Here is a 14,461-nt window from a genome sequence, read left to right as displayed (position 1 = left end):
TGCCTGATGACCATAGCAAGTTGGTCCCACTCCTTCCCATCCCGAACAGGACAGTGAAACGACTTTGCGCCGATGATAGTGCGGGTTCCCGTGTGAAAGTAGGTCATCGTCAGGCTCTTACAGCCCAGAAAACCCCAGTCAGCAATGACTGGGGTTTTTTGCTTTGGGGGCGTGAAATTCTTTGGAACGGTGACATCCAAAGTGCTTCATTCATTGAGGCTCAGAGGCTCAGCCGCCGGCCTTGCTCGAATACCAGCAGTTCTCCCTTGCCAAAGGCTGTCCACGTCTCGTTGGTCGTCAGCGGGCTCGTCACGATCACTGCCACTTCGTCCTTCTCGCTGGTCTCTCGAGAGAAATCCAGCCGAACGTCTTCGTCGCTCAGCTGGGCTTGCCCGAACGGGTGCCGCCTCTCTATGTAGTACAGGCTCGTCGATGCATGGCTCCACAGCGCCTGGCCGTTGGACAGCAGGAAATTGAACGTCCCGCGTGGGCATATGTGGGCCGCCAATTCCTTGAGTGTCAATGTCAGCTCAGAAATGGAGGGCACGCTGGCATGTGACTTGGCCAGTTCCTGCATGATCCAGCAGAAGGCATGCTCACTGTCGGTATCTCCCACGGGCCGGAAATGCGAGTGCAGACGCGGTCGAAAATCCTTGAGATCACCGTTGTGGGCAAACACCCAGTAGCGCCCCCATAGCTCACGCACAAAGGGGTGGCAGTTTTGCAGACTGACCACTCCCTGGGTCGCTTTGCGGATATGTGCGATAACGTTCTTGCTCTTGATCGGATAGCGGCGGATCAGCTCCGCCACTGGGGAGTCCACCGCCGCCAGATGGTCCACAAAGTGCCGCAGCCCCTTGTCTTCGAAGAAGGCAATTCCCCAGCCGTCGCTGTGGTGGTCGGTCTTTCCACCACGTTGTGCAAACCCCGTGAAGCTGAAAGTCACATCGGTGGGCACGTTGCAGTTCATGCCGAGCAGTTGGCACATGGCTTGAATTCCGTTTCGGCTGGGTGGTGAGAATGGGAGATGGCTGGCAATCCACCGGTTTCAGCTATTGCCGCAAAAAGGAAAGGCAAACAGCCACTCCGTTTATAGCGCCATGACGGTGGGCGCTGTGGGAAAAGTGTGGACGCGCAAGCAGCTTGTGGGCTGAGCAGTACCGAACACCTCCTTGACCCGCACGATCGAGCGGATCAGGCGCCATGCGCAGAGGAACTCGCCTCGCGCAATTGCCATGCCGCCACCAAGGCCAGCAAACACAAAAAGGTCAGCATCAAAAAAGTCTCACCGAAAGCGGCGATCCGTGCCGTGTTGCTGGCTCCGGCTGCCAGCGATGCACCGTGGGCACCCAGCCGCCACTCGAGGACGATGCCGCAAAGACTCACGCCTGCAGCACCCCCGAGCATGCGCAGAAAACCGATGGCACTGGAGCCTTGGGAGATCAGCGACTTGTCCAGGGGTCGCATGGCGCCCAGATTCAGCGAAGGCAGGATGAACCCCAGGCCAATGCGCCCCAGAATGGCAAAGGCGACCAGCATCCACAGTGAAGAGTTCAGCCCCACGAACACCATCAATCCAAAGGACAGCGCCAGCAAACCCAGGCCGATGCTGACGAGGAGGTGGGTCGGCTGCCGGTCTGCGAGGCGGCCCACCACGGCGATGGTGGCCGCGAGGACAAAACCGGCGGGCAGCATGAGTGTGCCCACGTGCGAGGCGGACAGCTCCAGACCCAGCTGCATGAACACCGGCAGCAGATACGTCGAGCCAAACAACGCCGTGCCATAGATGAAGGCCACCACGCTGCCCATCGCAAACTGTCGGTACTGGAACAGGCGCAGATCCATTAACGGCTTGCGCCCCCTGCGAAGGAGCGTGCGCTGCCAGGCGATGAAGCAGCCCACTGCCACCACCGCGCCCAGCAACAAGATCCCGGCCTCGGATGCGGAGCCGCCATGCAACGACACCAGTCCATTGAGCAGGCACAGCGTGCCCACGGTGCCCAGAAGCAGGCCGCGCCAGTCCAACGCCTCTCCCTGGCGATTGGCCTCCACGCCACCGGGCGCGGTGACGGGCACAAATTTATAGGCCAGCGCAATGGACGCCAGGCACAGTGGCACGACCATGAAGAAGATGGAGCGCCAGCCAAACCAGTCCACCAGCAGACCCCCGATGCTGGGCCCGATGGCGGGTGCCAGCACAACGCCCATGCCAAAGATGCCGCTGGCACGCCCCTGCTCGTGGGGCTTGAAGGCGTAAAGAATGATGACGGCCGGGATGGGTTGAACAACGCCTGCCGCCAGGCCCTCCGCCACCCGGGCGACTAGCACCAGACCGAAGTCCTGGGCCAGTCCGCCGCCAATGCCACCCGCCAGCAGCAGCAACATGGCGCCCACGTAGGTGGCGCGGTACCCGTAGCGCGACAGCAGCCAGGGTGTGGTGAGCATCGAGACCGTGGTTGCGACCATGAACCCCGATGTGACCCATTGCGCCCGTTCCTGGCCCAGCGTGAAGTAGTGGCTCATGTCGGGGATGGCCACGTTCACGATGGTGGACGACATGATCGACGCCATCGTGCCCACCATGACGGACAGCAACACCAGCCAGCGGTAGCGCTCTCCGTAGCGTTCCCGCAATACGGCGAGGGATCCTGAGGGCGGCTGCGTGGTCATGGGGCGGGTCTCGGGGCAACTATCCGGTCTGAGAGGCTACGGCTGTCAAAAATGCGTAAACCCACGCGAGGGCCGTCCCCCTGCACTCCCCGCGTATCCCCCTTCCCGAATCGCGCAGCGAGTCGAGAGAAGGGGGCGGTGGGCAGTGCCTCAGGGGGTTGCCTTCAAGTCCTTTCGGACCAGAGCTTGCCACCTGTGGCCCAGTTCTCCCGCTTGATGTCGGTGATCAGAATGTCCACCGACTCGGGCGAGCCGCCCAGTATTTCGACGGAGACGCGGGTGATTTCCTCCACCAGTTTCTTTTTTTGTTCGACCGTGCGGCCTTCCATCATTTCGACGTGGTACGTGGGCATGTCAGCTTCCTTGCAGTAGGGGGGTGAACAAACAGGACTTATGCAAATCAGGATGCGACAGCCGTCTCGCCTTGGGGTGAGCCGCTTGCCTGAGGCCTGTTTTGCGAAAGGCACAACAAAAATAAAAACAAAGGCGAAATCATATCGACGCGGGCTGCGGTGGTGGCAGCCCCCCGGATGACCCGCAGGCCGGGCAGATGCAGGTCTTGCCCCGCTGCTCGGGTGGCAGGGCGGCCAGTGCCTCGGGGGCGATGGTGTGGGGGGCCATGCACCAGCAGCTCTCGGCGGGCTGCCCTGCGGCGATCGCGCAAAGGTTCGCCTGCCCACACAGGGGGCAGACGGATGCTGCGGCCGCGTCGGCCGCGTTGAGCGAGCGGGAGGTCATGGCAGATGGGGCGCGTTGAGGGGGGGCGGCATGCCCGCGAATGCCAGCATGTCGTGAGCCAGTGTACGGCGCAAGCGCAGGCGCCGATGCGGAGCCGGCCTGCCTGGGCTGCCTCTCACCGGGGCCGGTTCCCTCAGGCCTGCGACATTTCAGTCGACCGGCTTGGGTTCCGTGCAGTGCGGTCGAGAGGTGGTGAGGGAAAATTCAAGCAAAAATAGCAGCTGGCGCTTGACTATCATGCGCTAGCTGCTATCAAAAAAGAGTAATCACTCTTTGTAACGCGCGCCCCATGCCCTCGCGCGCTCCACAGCCTCCGCTCAGGCCGCCCGTGCCGCTTTCAGCTTCAGGCGCCAGGCGTGCAGCAGTGGCTCCGTGTAGCCGCTGGGTTGCTCTTCGCCCTTGAGCACCAGGTCCAGCGCTGCGCGGTAGGCGTAGCTGGTGTCAAAGTGGCCCGCCATGGGCTGGTACAGCGGGTCGCCGGCATTCTGGCCGTCCACCACCGCAGCCATGCGCTCGAAGGTTTCCTTGACCTGGGCAGGTGTCACCACGCCGTGCAACAGCCAGTTGGCCATGTGCTGGCTGCTGATGCGCAGCGTAGCGCGGTCTTCCATCAGGCCCACGTTGTGGATGTCGGGCACTTTGGAGCAGCCCACGCCCTGGTCCACCCAGCGCACCACGTAGCCCAGGATGCCCTGGGCGTTGTTGTCCAGCTCCTGCTGCTTCTCGGCGTCGCTCCAGTGGGGGTTGGCGCTCACGGGCACGGTCAGCAGGCCGGTCAGCAGGTTGTCGCGCTCGGCGTTGGCGTCGGTCTTTTCCAGCTCGATCTGGATGTCGCTCACCTTCACCTGGTGGTAGTGCAGTGCGTGCAGCGTGGCACCCGTGGGGCTGGGCACCCAGGCGGTGTTGGCACCGGCCTTGGGGTGGGCGATCTTCTGCTTGAGCATCTCGGCCATCAGGTCGGGCATGGCCCACATGCCCTTGCCGATCTGCGCCTTGCCGCGCAGGCCGCAGGAGAGTCCCACCAGCACATTGTTCTTCTCGTACGACTGGATCCAGGCGCTGGTCTTCATGTCGCCCTTGCGCACCATGGGGCCGGCGTGCATGGCGGTGTGCATCTCATCGCCCGTGCGGTCCAGGAAGCCGGTGTTGATGAAGGCCACGCGGGCCGACGCGGCGGCGATGCAGGCCTTCAGGTTGACGGACGTGCGGCGCTCCTCGTCCATGATGCCCAGCTTCACGGTGTTGGCAGGCAGGCCCAGCAGTTGCTCCACGCGGCCGAACAGGTCGCTTGCAAAGCCCACCTCGGCGGGGCCGTGCATCTTGGGCTTGACGATGTAGACGCTGCCCTTGCGGGAGTTGCGGATGCCGTCTTTGCCGTGCCCTTGCAGATCGTGCAGCGCGATGGCCGTGGTCACTACCGCGTCCATGATGCCTTCGGGGATCTCGCGCTGTGTGCCCTGCGCGTCGGTCCACAGGATGGCCGGGTTGGTCATCAGGTGGCCCACGTTGCGCAGGAACATCAGCGAGCGGCCATGCAGGCGCACTTCGCCACCGGCCGGGCCGGTATAGACGCGGTCGGGGTTCAGCCCGCGCGTGATGGTCTTGCCGCCCTTGGCGACCTGCTCGGTCAGCGTGGCCTGGATGATGCCCAGCCAGTTGCTGTAGCCCAGCACCTTGTCCTCGGCGTCCACGGCGGCCACGGAGTCTTCCAGGTCCAGTATGGTGGACAGGGCCGCTTCCAGCACCAGGTCGCTCACGCCCGCGGCATCGGTCTGGCCGATGGGCGTTGCGCGGTTGATCTGGATATCGAGGTGCAGGCCGTTGTGCTGCAGCAGCACTGAAGAAGGTGCTGCGGCGTTGCCCTGGTAGCCCTTGAACTGCGATGCGTCCTTGAGGCCCGACGTGCTGCCATTGGCAAGAGACACCACCAGCTGGCCTCCTTCGACCTTGTAGCCGGTCGAGTCCTTGTGAGAGCCCGTGCTCAGCGGCGCGGTGTCGTCCAGCACTTGGCGTGCAAACGCGATCACCTTGGCGCCGCGCACCGGGTTGTAGCCCTTGCCCTTTTCGGCACCGTCGGTCTCGGGGATGGCGTCCGTGCCGTACAGCGCGTCGTACAGGCTGCCCCAGCGTGCGTTGGCGGCATTCAGCGCGTAGCGGGCGTTCAGGATGGGCACCACCAGTTGCGGGCCGGCCTGGGTGGCCAGCTCGTCGTCTACGTTGGCCGTGGTGGCCTTCACATCTGGGGGCTGAGGCACCAGGTAGCCGATCTTTTCCAGGAAGCCGCGGTAGGCCACCATGTCCTTGATGGGGCCGGGGTTGGCCTTGTGCCAGGTGTCGAGCTCGGTCTGCAGGCGGTCGCGCTCGGCCAGCAGGGCGATGTTGCGCGGGGCCAGATCGGCCACGATGGCGTCAAAACCCTTCCAGAACGACGCGGCATCGACACCCGTGCCGGGCAGCACCTTGTCGTCGACAAAGCGGTACAGGGAGGTGGCCACTTGCAGGCCGTGGATTGCGGTGCGGTCGGTCATGGGGGTGCCTTGGGTCTTGAAGGTGAATGGGGAAAAAGCAGCAGGGCCCACACGGGTGGACCCCATGAGTCAGACTGTATTGCAAATGTTTGCCCACATAAATACGCTGAAAATCTCGAAACCAATGACTTTTAAGCAAAACTGGTGACAGTCCGTAATTGCACGGAATGGCGCAGCGACTGGTAAAGCACTACGCTGCGCCAAGTGCCGGGGCGAAGGACGGAGAGCCCGGCGCAAAAAATAACCCCAACGGGAGACAAAACCATGCAGGCACCCCTGGCCGCTGGCGCGCTGAACGCTGCCTACAAGAACAAGATCGTCAGCGCCGCCGACGCAGTGCAACTCATCCATGACGGCGACACCGTGGCCACCGGCGGCTTTGTGGGCATCGGGTTTGCCGAGAGCATCGCCGTGGCGCTGGCCCAGCGCTGGGAGGCCACACAAACCCCGCGCGACCTCACGCTGGTCTACGCGGCAGGCCAGGGCGATGGCAAGCAGCGCGGGCTCAACCACCTGGGCCACGCCGGCCTGCTCAAGCGCGTGATCGGCGGGCACTGGGGCCTGGTGCCGCGCATCCAGAAACTGGCGGTGGACAACCAGATCGAGGCCTGGAACCTGCCGCAGGGCGTGATCACGCATTTGTTCCGCGACATCGCCGCCGGCAAGCCCGGCACGCTCACGCGCGTGGGCCTGGACACCTTCGTGGACCCGCGCCACGGCGGCGGCAAGCTCAACGCGCGCACCACCGAAGACATGGTGCGTATCCTCCCCATCGACGGGCAGGACTACCTGTTCTACAAGGCCTTCCCCATCCACGTGGGCATCATCCGCGCGACCACGGCCGACGCGGACGGCAACCTCACCATGGAGCGCGAGGCGCTCACGCTCGAAGCGCTGGCCATCGCCATGGCGGCGCGCAATTCAGGCGGTGTGGTCATCGCGCAGGTCGAGCGCATTGCAGAGCGCGGCACGCTCAACCCCCGGCAGGTGAAGGTGCCCGGTGTGCTGGTGGACGCCGTGGTGCTGGCCACCGAGCCCGCGCACCACCACCAGACCTTTGCCGAGCCCTACAGCGCCGCGTTCGCGGGCGAGCTGCGTGTGCCCGTGGACACGCTCGAGGCCATGCCGCTCACCGAGCGCAAGATCATCGCCCGCCGCGCGGCGCTGGAGCTGCGCCCGCACCAGGTCGTCAACCTGGGCATCGGCATGCCCGAGGGCGTGGCCAACGTGGCGGCCGAGGAGCGCATCATCGACCTGGTCACGCTCACGGCCGAGCCCGGCGTGATCGGCGGCATCCCCGCCGGGGACCTCAACTTCGGCGCCGCCGTGAACCCGCAGGCCATCATCGACCAGCCCAACCAGTTCGACTTCTACGACGGCGGCGGCCTGGACATCGCCATCCTGGGCCTGGCGCAGGCCGACCAGCACGGCAACCTCAACGTGAGCAAGTTTGGCCCGCGCCTGGCGGGTGCGGGCGGCTTCATCAACATCAGCCAGAACGCCAAAACCGTGGTGTTTGTCGGCACCTTCACGGCGGGCGCGCTGCAGGTCGAGGCGGTCGACGGCCACCTGCACATCCTCCACGAAGGCGGCGCGCGCAAGCTGGTGCGCGAGGTCGAGCACCGAACCTTCAGCGGCGCCGAAGCCCTGCGGCGCGGCCAGCGCGTGTTGTATGTGACCGAGCGCTGCGTGTTCCGCCTGGTGCCCTCGGGCGAGGCGGATGGCAGCGGCGCGCTGGAGCTGATTGAGCTGGCGCCCGGCATCGACCTGCACCGCGACGTGCTGGCCCACATGGCATTCACGCCGCGCATCAGCCCCGGCCTGCAGACCATGGACCTGCGCCTCTTCGAGCCCGGCCCGCTGGGCTTGCGCGAGCAGCTGCTCAATCGTCCGCTGGTGCAGCGCTTCGAGTTGGACGCTGCGCGCCAGCTGCTGCACATCGACTTCTCGGGCCTGCAGATCAACACGGCCACCACCATCGACGCCATCGAGCAAGAGGTGCGCCGCCTGCTCGCCCCCCTCGCGTTGAAGGGCGAGCGCGTGGGGGTGATCGTGAACTACGACCACTTCACCATCGTGCCCGACCTGGCCGATGCCTACGCGGCCATGGTGCAGGGCCTCACGCGCGACCACTATGCGGAGGTCAAGCGCTATGGCACGGTGGGATTCTTGAAGTCGCGCTTGCTTTGATTGCTATATAAATAATAGCTAATTGCGCATGTCCATAAAGCGCTGGAGCCTGTTTTTTCTCTAAAAACCAGTGTGCATAGCGTGCCGTGCGGCGCGGCTGCCCGGCCCCCCACCGATGTCTCCATAATCACCGCCCATGGACAAACTCAAGGCCTTCGAATCCTTTGTGTCGGTGGCCACGCGCGGCAGCCTCACGGCAGCCGCCAAGGCCGAGGGCGTGGCACCCGCCATCATGGGCCGTCGGCTGGATGCGCTCGAAGAGCACCTGGGCGTGAAGCTCTTGGTGCGCACCACCCGCCGCATCAGCCTCACGCACGAGGGCAGCGCGTTTCTGGAAGACTGCCAGCGCCTGCTGTCCGACGTGGCGAATGCCGAGGCCAGCGTGTCCGAAGGCGGGGTCAAGGCCACGGGCCATTTGCGTATCACCGCCCCGGCTGGTTTTGGCCGCCGCCATGTGGCGCCGCTGGTGCCGCGTTTTCGCTCGGCGCACCCCGACGTGACCATCTCCCTCAACCTCAGCGACCGCGTGGTGGACCTGGCGGGCGAAGGCTTTGACTGCGCCGTGCGCGTGGGCGACCTGCCCGACTCGTCGCTGGTGAGCGTGCGCATCGCCGACAACCGCCGCCTGTGTGTGGCCACGCCCGAATACCTGGCCCGGCGCGGCACCCCGCGCGCCCCGGCCGAGCTGGTGCAGCACGACTGCCTCACGCTGTCGAGCGACGCATCGCAGACCCGCGGCTGGGCGTTCCGGGTGCCCCTTGCGGATGGCGCCACGGAGGTCATGCACCTCAAGCCCGGGGGGCCGCTCGACTGCTCCGACGGCCAGGTGCTGCACGACTGGTGCCTGGGCGGCTGGGGCATCGCCTGGCGCAGCACCTGGGAGGTCGAGGCCGAGATCGCCGCCGGCCGCCTGGTCGCGGTGCTGGAGGATTTCGCCGCGCCGCCCAACGGCATCTACGTGGTCTTCCCCCAGCGCAAACACCTGCCGCTGCGCGTGCGGCTGTGGATCGACTTCCTGAAGCACCAGTACGCACAGCCCGCGTTCTGGAAAGGTCCCCAGGGCGGCTGACCACCGCCCCGTGGCAGACTGCACATTCCATGTCCGAGCCCACGCTCCTCGTCGCTGACGACCACCCGCTGTTCCGCGCGGCCGTGCTGCACGTGCTGCGCGAACGGCTGCCCCAGTACCGCACGCTGGAGGCGGCCAGCGCCGCCACGCTGGGCACGGCGCTGCAGGAGCACCCGGAGATCGAGCTCGTGCTGCTGGACCTGAGCATGCCCGGCACACGCGGCTTCTCGGCCCTGCTGCATGTGCGCGGCGAATACCCCGAGCTGCCGGTGGTGATCATTTCGTCCAACGACCACCCGCGTGTCATCCGGCGCGCGCAGCAGTTTGGTGCGGCGGGTTTCATCCCCAAGTCCGCGCCCGCCGACGCCATGGGCGACGCCATCCAGGCCGTGCTCGACGGCGGCAGCGGGTTCCCGCCCATGGCGGCCGAGCGCTCCGAGGCCGACGCCGAACTGGCCGCGCGGCTGGCGCAGCTCACGCCCCAGCAGTTCCGCGTGCTGCTGTGCCTGGCCGACGGGCTGCTCAACAAGCAGATCGCCGCCGCACTGGGCCTGGCCGAGAACACCGTCAAGGTGCATGTCACCGCCATCCTCAAGAAGCTCGCGTGCTACAGCCGCACACAGGCTGCGGTGCTGGTCAAAAGCCTGGAGACGGAGGACGGTGTTTCGGATTGATGGACGGTAGTTTGTGGCAATTTCTTGAGTAAAAAGGCCGCTAGCGCTTATGTGAAAAGCGCTTATTGCTATCAAAAATGGAGCGATTCGATTGCTGCCTCACAACGGGGCCCGGCGCGATGCGCGAGATGCCGCGCCAGCGGCTCAGGGGGATGACCCTTGCCTCAGCCGCAACAACGTCTGGCTCATCAGCGCCCGCAGCGCTGGCGCCCGCACCGGCTTTGCCAGAAAGCCCCAGCCGCGTTCGGCGGCCTGGCGGCGCAAGGTGGCGTCGCGCTCGGCCGTGACCAGGATCACGGCGGGCGTCTGTCCCCAGCGCTGGCACAGCGTGGCATAGACATCGGGGCCATGGTGGCCGGGGCCCAGGTGCACGTCCAGCAGCACCAGTTGCGGGGCTTGGCCGGGTTGGGCCTGGGCCAGCGCTTCGGGCGCGCCAGCGGCCAGCGGCACCTGGCAGCCCCAGCGTTCCAGCAGGGCCCGGGTGGCGGCGCAGGTGGGGCCGTCGTCCTCGATCACCCAGGCGCTGCTGCCGTGCAGTGGGGCGTCGTCACCCTGTTCGGGCAACGTGGTGGCGGGGCCGATGGGTTGCACGGCGGCCGGGTCGCCCAGCGGCACGCGCACCGAAAACACGCTGCCCCGCCCCAGCTGCGAGCGCAGTCCGATCGGGTGGCCCAGCAGGCGGCCCAGGCGCTCGACAATGGCCAGGCCCAGGCCTGCGCCCCGGTCGCCGCCCTGGCCCTCGTCGAGGCGGCGGAACTCCTCGAAGATCTCGCGCTGCAGTGCCTCGGGGATGCCCGGGCCCTGGTCATGCACCTCGATGCGGACATGGTGGTCACCCTCGCGGCGGCAGCCCACCACGATGCGCCCGTGCCGGCTGTAGCGAATGGCGTTGGAGACAAAGTTCTGCAGGATGCGGCGCAGCAGGTTTTCGTCGGTGCGGACCACCGCGGTGGTGGGCACGCAGCGCAGTGCAAGGCCCTGGCTTTCGGCCAGCACGCCAAAGTTGTGGCCCAGCACCTGCAGCAGCGGGCCCAGCGCCACATCGCGCACGCGCACGTCGAGCTGCCCCGACTCCATGCGCGCGATGTCCAGCAGGCTGTTGAGGATCGCGTCCTGCGAGGCCAGCGCGCCGTCGATGCTGTCCACCGCATGCCGCTCGGCCTCGCCCTGCAGGTGGCCGCGCAGCAGCGAGGTGAACATGCGCGCGGCGTTCAGCGGCTGCAGCAGGTCGTGCACGGCGGCCGCCACAAAGCGGGTCTTGTAGCGGTTGGCCTGCTCGGCTTCGCGCCGGGCGGCATCCAGGTCGCGCGTGCGGTCGGCCACGCGCTGCTCCAGCGCGTCGGCCAGGCTGCGCAGTTCGCGCGCGGCGTTCTTGTAGCTGGTGATGTCGGCGTAGCTGGTCACAAAGCCGCCTTCGGGCAGTGGGTTGCCCCGGATCTCCAGCACCGTGCCGTCGTCCTTGGCGCTTTCGTGCAGGTGCGGCGTGCCGCTGCGCAGATGGGCCAGCCGGCGTGCAATGGCCTCGTCCACCGGGCCAGGCCCCAGCAGGCCCCGGCGCGCGTTGTGGCGCAGCAGGTTGGCAATCGGCTGGCCCACGCGCATCAGGTCGCCGGGAAAGCGAAACAGCTGCACGTAGCGCGAGTTCCAGGCCACGAGGTTCAGGTCGGCGTCGATGATGACCACGCCCTGCGGCAGGTGTTCCAGGCTGCGCGACAGCCCCGTATCGGTCTGCTGTGCGGCCTGCTGCGCCGCCTGCACGATGCCGTCCTGTGCGGTGCGCAGTTCCTGGGCATGCTGGTGCAGCACGGTTTCCAGCTCCTGGCGGCTGCGCTGGCGCAGGCTGGACAGGCGCTGGCGCTGGCGCACGAACAGCACCAGCAGGCCGAGCGCCAGCCAGCCGCCCGCGCCCGCCGCAGCGGCCCAGCGGCTGTCCGCGAAGCTGTTGTGTGTCTCGTGCAGCAGGTGCAGCTGCCATGGGGTGCCGGGCAGTTGCTGGGTCTGCCATAGCACGCGGCCGGCCAGGGCGGGGGCCTGTACGCTGACCAGCCGGCCGCCGTGGTCCATGGTTTCCACCACGCGGTATTCCAGCGGGCGCAGCGGCTGCTCGGCGTATTGCCGGGTGGCGTTCAGCTCGCGGCGATCCTCGTCGTCCAGTGGCTCCAGCAGGCGGTAGCGCCACACGTCCTGGCTGGCCAGGAAGACCACCCCATGTGCGTCCGAGGCGAGCACGATGTCCGTCGTCTGCAGCCATTCACGCTCCAGTTCCTGCAGGGCGATCTTGATGACCACCAGGCCCAGCGTGTGGCCGCTGTTGTCGCGGATGGCCTGCGACAGGAAGTAGCCGGGCTCGCCCGTGGTCACGCCGATGCCGTAGAAGCTGCCGCGCCCCTGCGCCAGCGCCTGCTGCACATAGGGGCGAAAGCTGTAGTCCACGCCCACATTGCTCGTGGCCGTGCGCCAGTTGCTGGCCGCGAGGGCCAGGCCGTCGCGGTTGAGCAGCGTGAGCGTGGACGACTGGCTGGCCCCGTTGGCCTGCTCCAGCTTGTGGTTGAGCTGCTCCACGTCGGTGGTGCTGAGGGGGCGGCTCAGGGCATCGCGCAGCTGCGCGTCCAGGGCCAGTACCTCGGGCAGGGTGCGGTAGCGGTCGATGCGCTGGGCCAGCGCCTGGCCATACAGGGCCAGCTGGCTCTGTACGCTGCTGTTTTCGTCGTGCAATGAACGCTGCCAGGCCCACTGGCCGGCCGCGAGCATGCTGCCCACCATGCCCCCCAGGAGGATCAGCAGGGTCCAGAATTTTCGGAGGCGGGGCGTCGTCATGGGGAAAAGGGGTTCCTGGCGCAGTCCAGAGGCTGAGATGTTGCGGGGAGCGAGTGTGCCGCACCTTGCCCAAGTGCTAGGGGTTTTCCCTATATTGGGGCAAGCGGTGCCCTATGGCGGTGCCAGCGACTAATACCAATAGGTTATCGGCTCAAACAGCGTGCAGCGGTACAAACGGCCACCTCGACGCACCCCGGTGGTGCAGTCCTTCGTGATTTCAGGAGACATCCATGCACGCCATTTCCGCCCCCACAGCCCACCCCGTGCGGCTGCCCTTTTACCGGCAACTGTATTTCCAGGTGGTGGTCGCCATCGTTCTGGGGGTGTTGCTGGGCCATTTCGAGCCCGCCTATGGCGAGGCGCTCAAGCCGCTGGGTGATGCGTTCATCAAGCTGGTCAAGATGATCATCGCCCCGGTGATCTTCCTGACCATCGTGACCGGCATCGCGGGCATGTCGCAGCTCTCCACCGTGGGCCGCGTGTTTGGCAAGGCCATGGCGTATTTCCTGTTCTTCTCCACGCTGGCCCTGGTGGTCGGTCTGGTGGTGGCCAACGTGGTGCAGCCCGGCGCGGGCATGAACATCAACCCGGCCGACCTGGACCAGACGGCCGTGAAGACTTACGTGGCCAAGTCGCACGAGATGTCGCTCACCGGCTTTGCGATGGACATCATCCCCAAGACGCTGGTCAGCCCGTTCGTGGGCGACAACATCCTGCAGGTGCTGCTGGTGGCCGTGCTGTTCGGCATCGGCCTGGCCATGGTGGGTGAGGCAGGCCGCCCGGTGCAGAACTTCCTGGAAGCCCTGACGACCCCTGTGTTCAAGGTGGTGGGCATCGTGATGAAGGCCGCGCCCATCGGTGCGTTCGGTGCCATGGCGTTCACCATTGGCAAGTTCGGCCTGGGCTCGCTCGTCAACCTGGCGTGGCTGGTGGGCTCGTTCTACATCACCTCGCTGCTGTTTGTGGTGGTCATCCTGGGCTTTGTGGCCCGGCTGTGCGGTTTCTCGGTGTTCAAGCTGTGCCGCTACCTGAAGGCCGAGCTGATGCTGGTGCTGGGCACCTCGTCGTCCGAGTCGGCTTTGCCTTCGCTGATGGAGAAGATGGAAAAGGCCGGCTGCAGCAAGTCGGTGGTGGGCCTTGTGGTGCCTACGGGCTACTCGTTCAACCTGGACGGTACCAACATCTACATGACGCTGGCCGCGCTGTTCATCGCCCAGGCCACCAACACCGAACTGACGCTGGGCCACCAGGTGGCGCTGCTGCTGGTGGCGATGCTCAGCTCCAAGGGCGCGGCGGGCGTGACCGGCGCGGGCTTCATCACCCTGGCCGCCACGCTGGCGGTGGTGCCCGAAGTGCCCGTGGCCGGCATGGCGCTGATCCTGGGGGTGGACCGCTTCATGAGCGAATGCCGCTCGCTGACCAACTTCATTGGCAATGCGGTGGCCACCGTGGTCGTCTCGCGCTGGGAAAACGCGCTGGACCATGAACGCCTGGACGCCGCACTGAACGGCCATCCCCTGCCAGCCCCAGCCTCGGTGGCGGAGCCGGTGGTGGCCGCAGATGTGCCGGTAGGTGCGATGGCCCGCACGGTGGCCTGATCGCGCGGTCTTCAGTGCTTCATCCAGGCGGTGCAGGCTCTCGGGCTTGCACCGCTTTTTCGTTTCGACTTCCCCGAAGCTGCGGCTTCGCATGAACACAGGCAGGCCGCGTGCGACAGCGAGGCGACTTTCTCCCGCACGCCTCAAGCACAATGGCAGCCGCCCCGGTTTCTGAAA

General features: G+C 66.2%; 10 protein-coding genes and 1 rRNA gene. 5 read left to right on the top strand and 6 right to left on the bottom strand.

All coding sequences use genetic code 11. From position 1 onward, the window contains the following. The first annotated feature begins 2 nt into the window (after positions 1-2). Positions 3-115 (top strand): 5S ribosomal RNA (gene rrf, locus IB243_RS22255). Between the two features lie 105 nt (positions 116-220). Here the strand turns inward: rrf and IB243_RS22250 are convergent. The 5 genes from IB243_RS22250 to IB243_RS22230 all read right to left on the bottom strand — a co-directional run bounded on the left by IB243_RS22250 (position 221) and on the right by IB243_RS22230 (position 5,936). Then, the gene (locus tag IB243_RS22250; protein WP_192429403.1) at positions 221-988 is read right to left on the bottom strand and encodes a class II glutamine amidotransferase; all 768 of its coding nucleotides are present in this window, start codon (positions 986-988) and stop codon (positions 221-223) included. Between the two features lie 206 nt (positions 989-1,194). Then, on the bottom strand, positions 1,195-2,670 hold the full coding sequence (locus IB243_RS22245) for a DHA2 family efflux MFS transporter permease subunit (RefSeq protein ID WP_192429402.1): 1,476 nt from the start codon (positions 2,668-2,670) through the stop codon (positions 1,195-1,197). A 164-nt stretch (positions 2,671-2,834) separates the two neighbouring features. Beyond that, complete coding sequence (locus IB243_RS22240) at positions 2,835-3,023, bottom strand: 4-oxalocrotonate tautomerase (RefSeq protein WP_010466444.1); 189 nt, start codon at positions 3,021-3,023, stop codon at positions 2,835-2,837. Positions 3,024-3,162: 139 nt separating this feature from the next. Further along, positions 3,163-3,408 carry a cysteine-rich CWC family protein gene (locus tag IB243_RS22235; protein ID WP_192429401.1) on the bottom strand — a complete coding sequence of 82 codons (246 nt, stop codon included), beginning with the start codon at positions 3,406-3,408 and terminating at the stop codon, positions 3,163-3,165. A gap of 317 nt (positions 3,409-3,725) precedes the next feature. Next, positions 3,726-5,936, bottom strand: a complete 2,211-nt coding sequence (locus tag IB243_RS22230; protein ID WP_192429400.1) for a malate synthase G — start codon at positions 5,934-5,936, stop codon at positions 3,726-3,728. A 264-nt stretch (positions 5,937-6,200) separates the two neighbouring features. Here IB243_RS22230 and IB243_RS22225 point away from each other — a divergent pair, with 264 nt between their 5' ends. The 3 genes from IB243_RS22225 to IB243_RS22215 all read left to right on the top strand — a co-directional run bounded on the left by IB243_RS22225 (position 6,201) and on the right by IB243_RS22215 (position 9,869). Next, positions 6,201-8,126, top strand: a complete 1,926-nt coding sequence (locus tag IB243_RS22225) for an acyl CoA:acetate/3-ketoacid CoA transferase (RefSeq protein ID WP_192429399.1) — start codon at positions 6,201-6,203, stop codon at positions 8,124-8,126. Positions 8,127-8,262: 136 nt separating this feature from the next. Further along, complete coding sequence (locus tag IB243_RS22220; RefSeq protein ID WP_192429398.1) at positions 8,263-9,195, top strand: LysR family transcriptional regulator; 933 nt, start codon at positions 8,263-8,265, stop codon at positions 9,193-9,195. 29 nt (positions 9,196-9,224) lie between these two features. Further along, a complete protein-coding gene (locus IB243_RS22215; RefSeq protein WP_192429397.1) occupies positions 9,225-9,869 on the top strand; it encodes a response regulator transcription factor in 645 nt (214 codons plus the stop codon). A 144-nt stretch (positions 9,870-10,013) separates the two neighbouring features. On the opposite strand, the gene IB243_RS22210 is transcribed toward IB243_RS22215, so the two are convergent. Then, positions 10,014-12,686 (bottom strand): PAS-domain containing protein, encoded by a 2,673-nt coding sequence (locus tag IB243_RS22210; RefSeq protein WP_192429396.1) that lies wholly within the window; start codon positions 12,684-12,686, stop codon positions 10,014-10,016. A gap of 230 nt (positions 12,687-12,916) precedes the next feature. Here IB243_RS22210 and IB243_RS22205 point away from each other — a divergent pair, with 230 nt between their 5' ends. Beyond that, the gene (locus IB243_RS22205; protein ID WP_010466437.1) at positions 12,917-14,284 is read left to right on the top strand and encodes a dicarboxylate/amino acid:cation symporter; all 1,368 of its coding nucleotides are present in this window, start codon (positions 12,917-12,919) and stop codon (positions 14,282-14,284) included. Positions 14,285-14,461: the final 177 nt, after the last annotated feature.

It is taken from the genome of Acidovorax sp. ACV01 (assembly GCF_014851495.1).
GTDB classification, from domain to species: domain Bacteria; phylum Pseudomonadota; class Gammaproteobacteria; order Burkholderiales; family Burkholderiaceae_C; genus Acidovorax; species Acidovorax radicis.
Note: the sequence above shows the minus strand (reverse complement) of the source record. Positions and strands in the feature narration are given on the sequence as shown.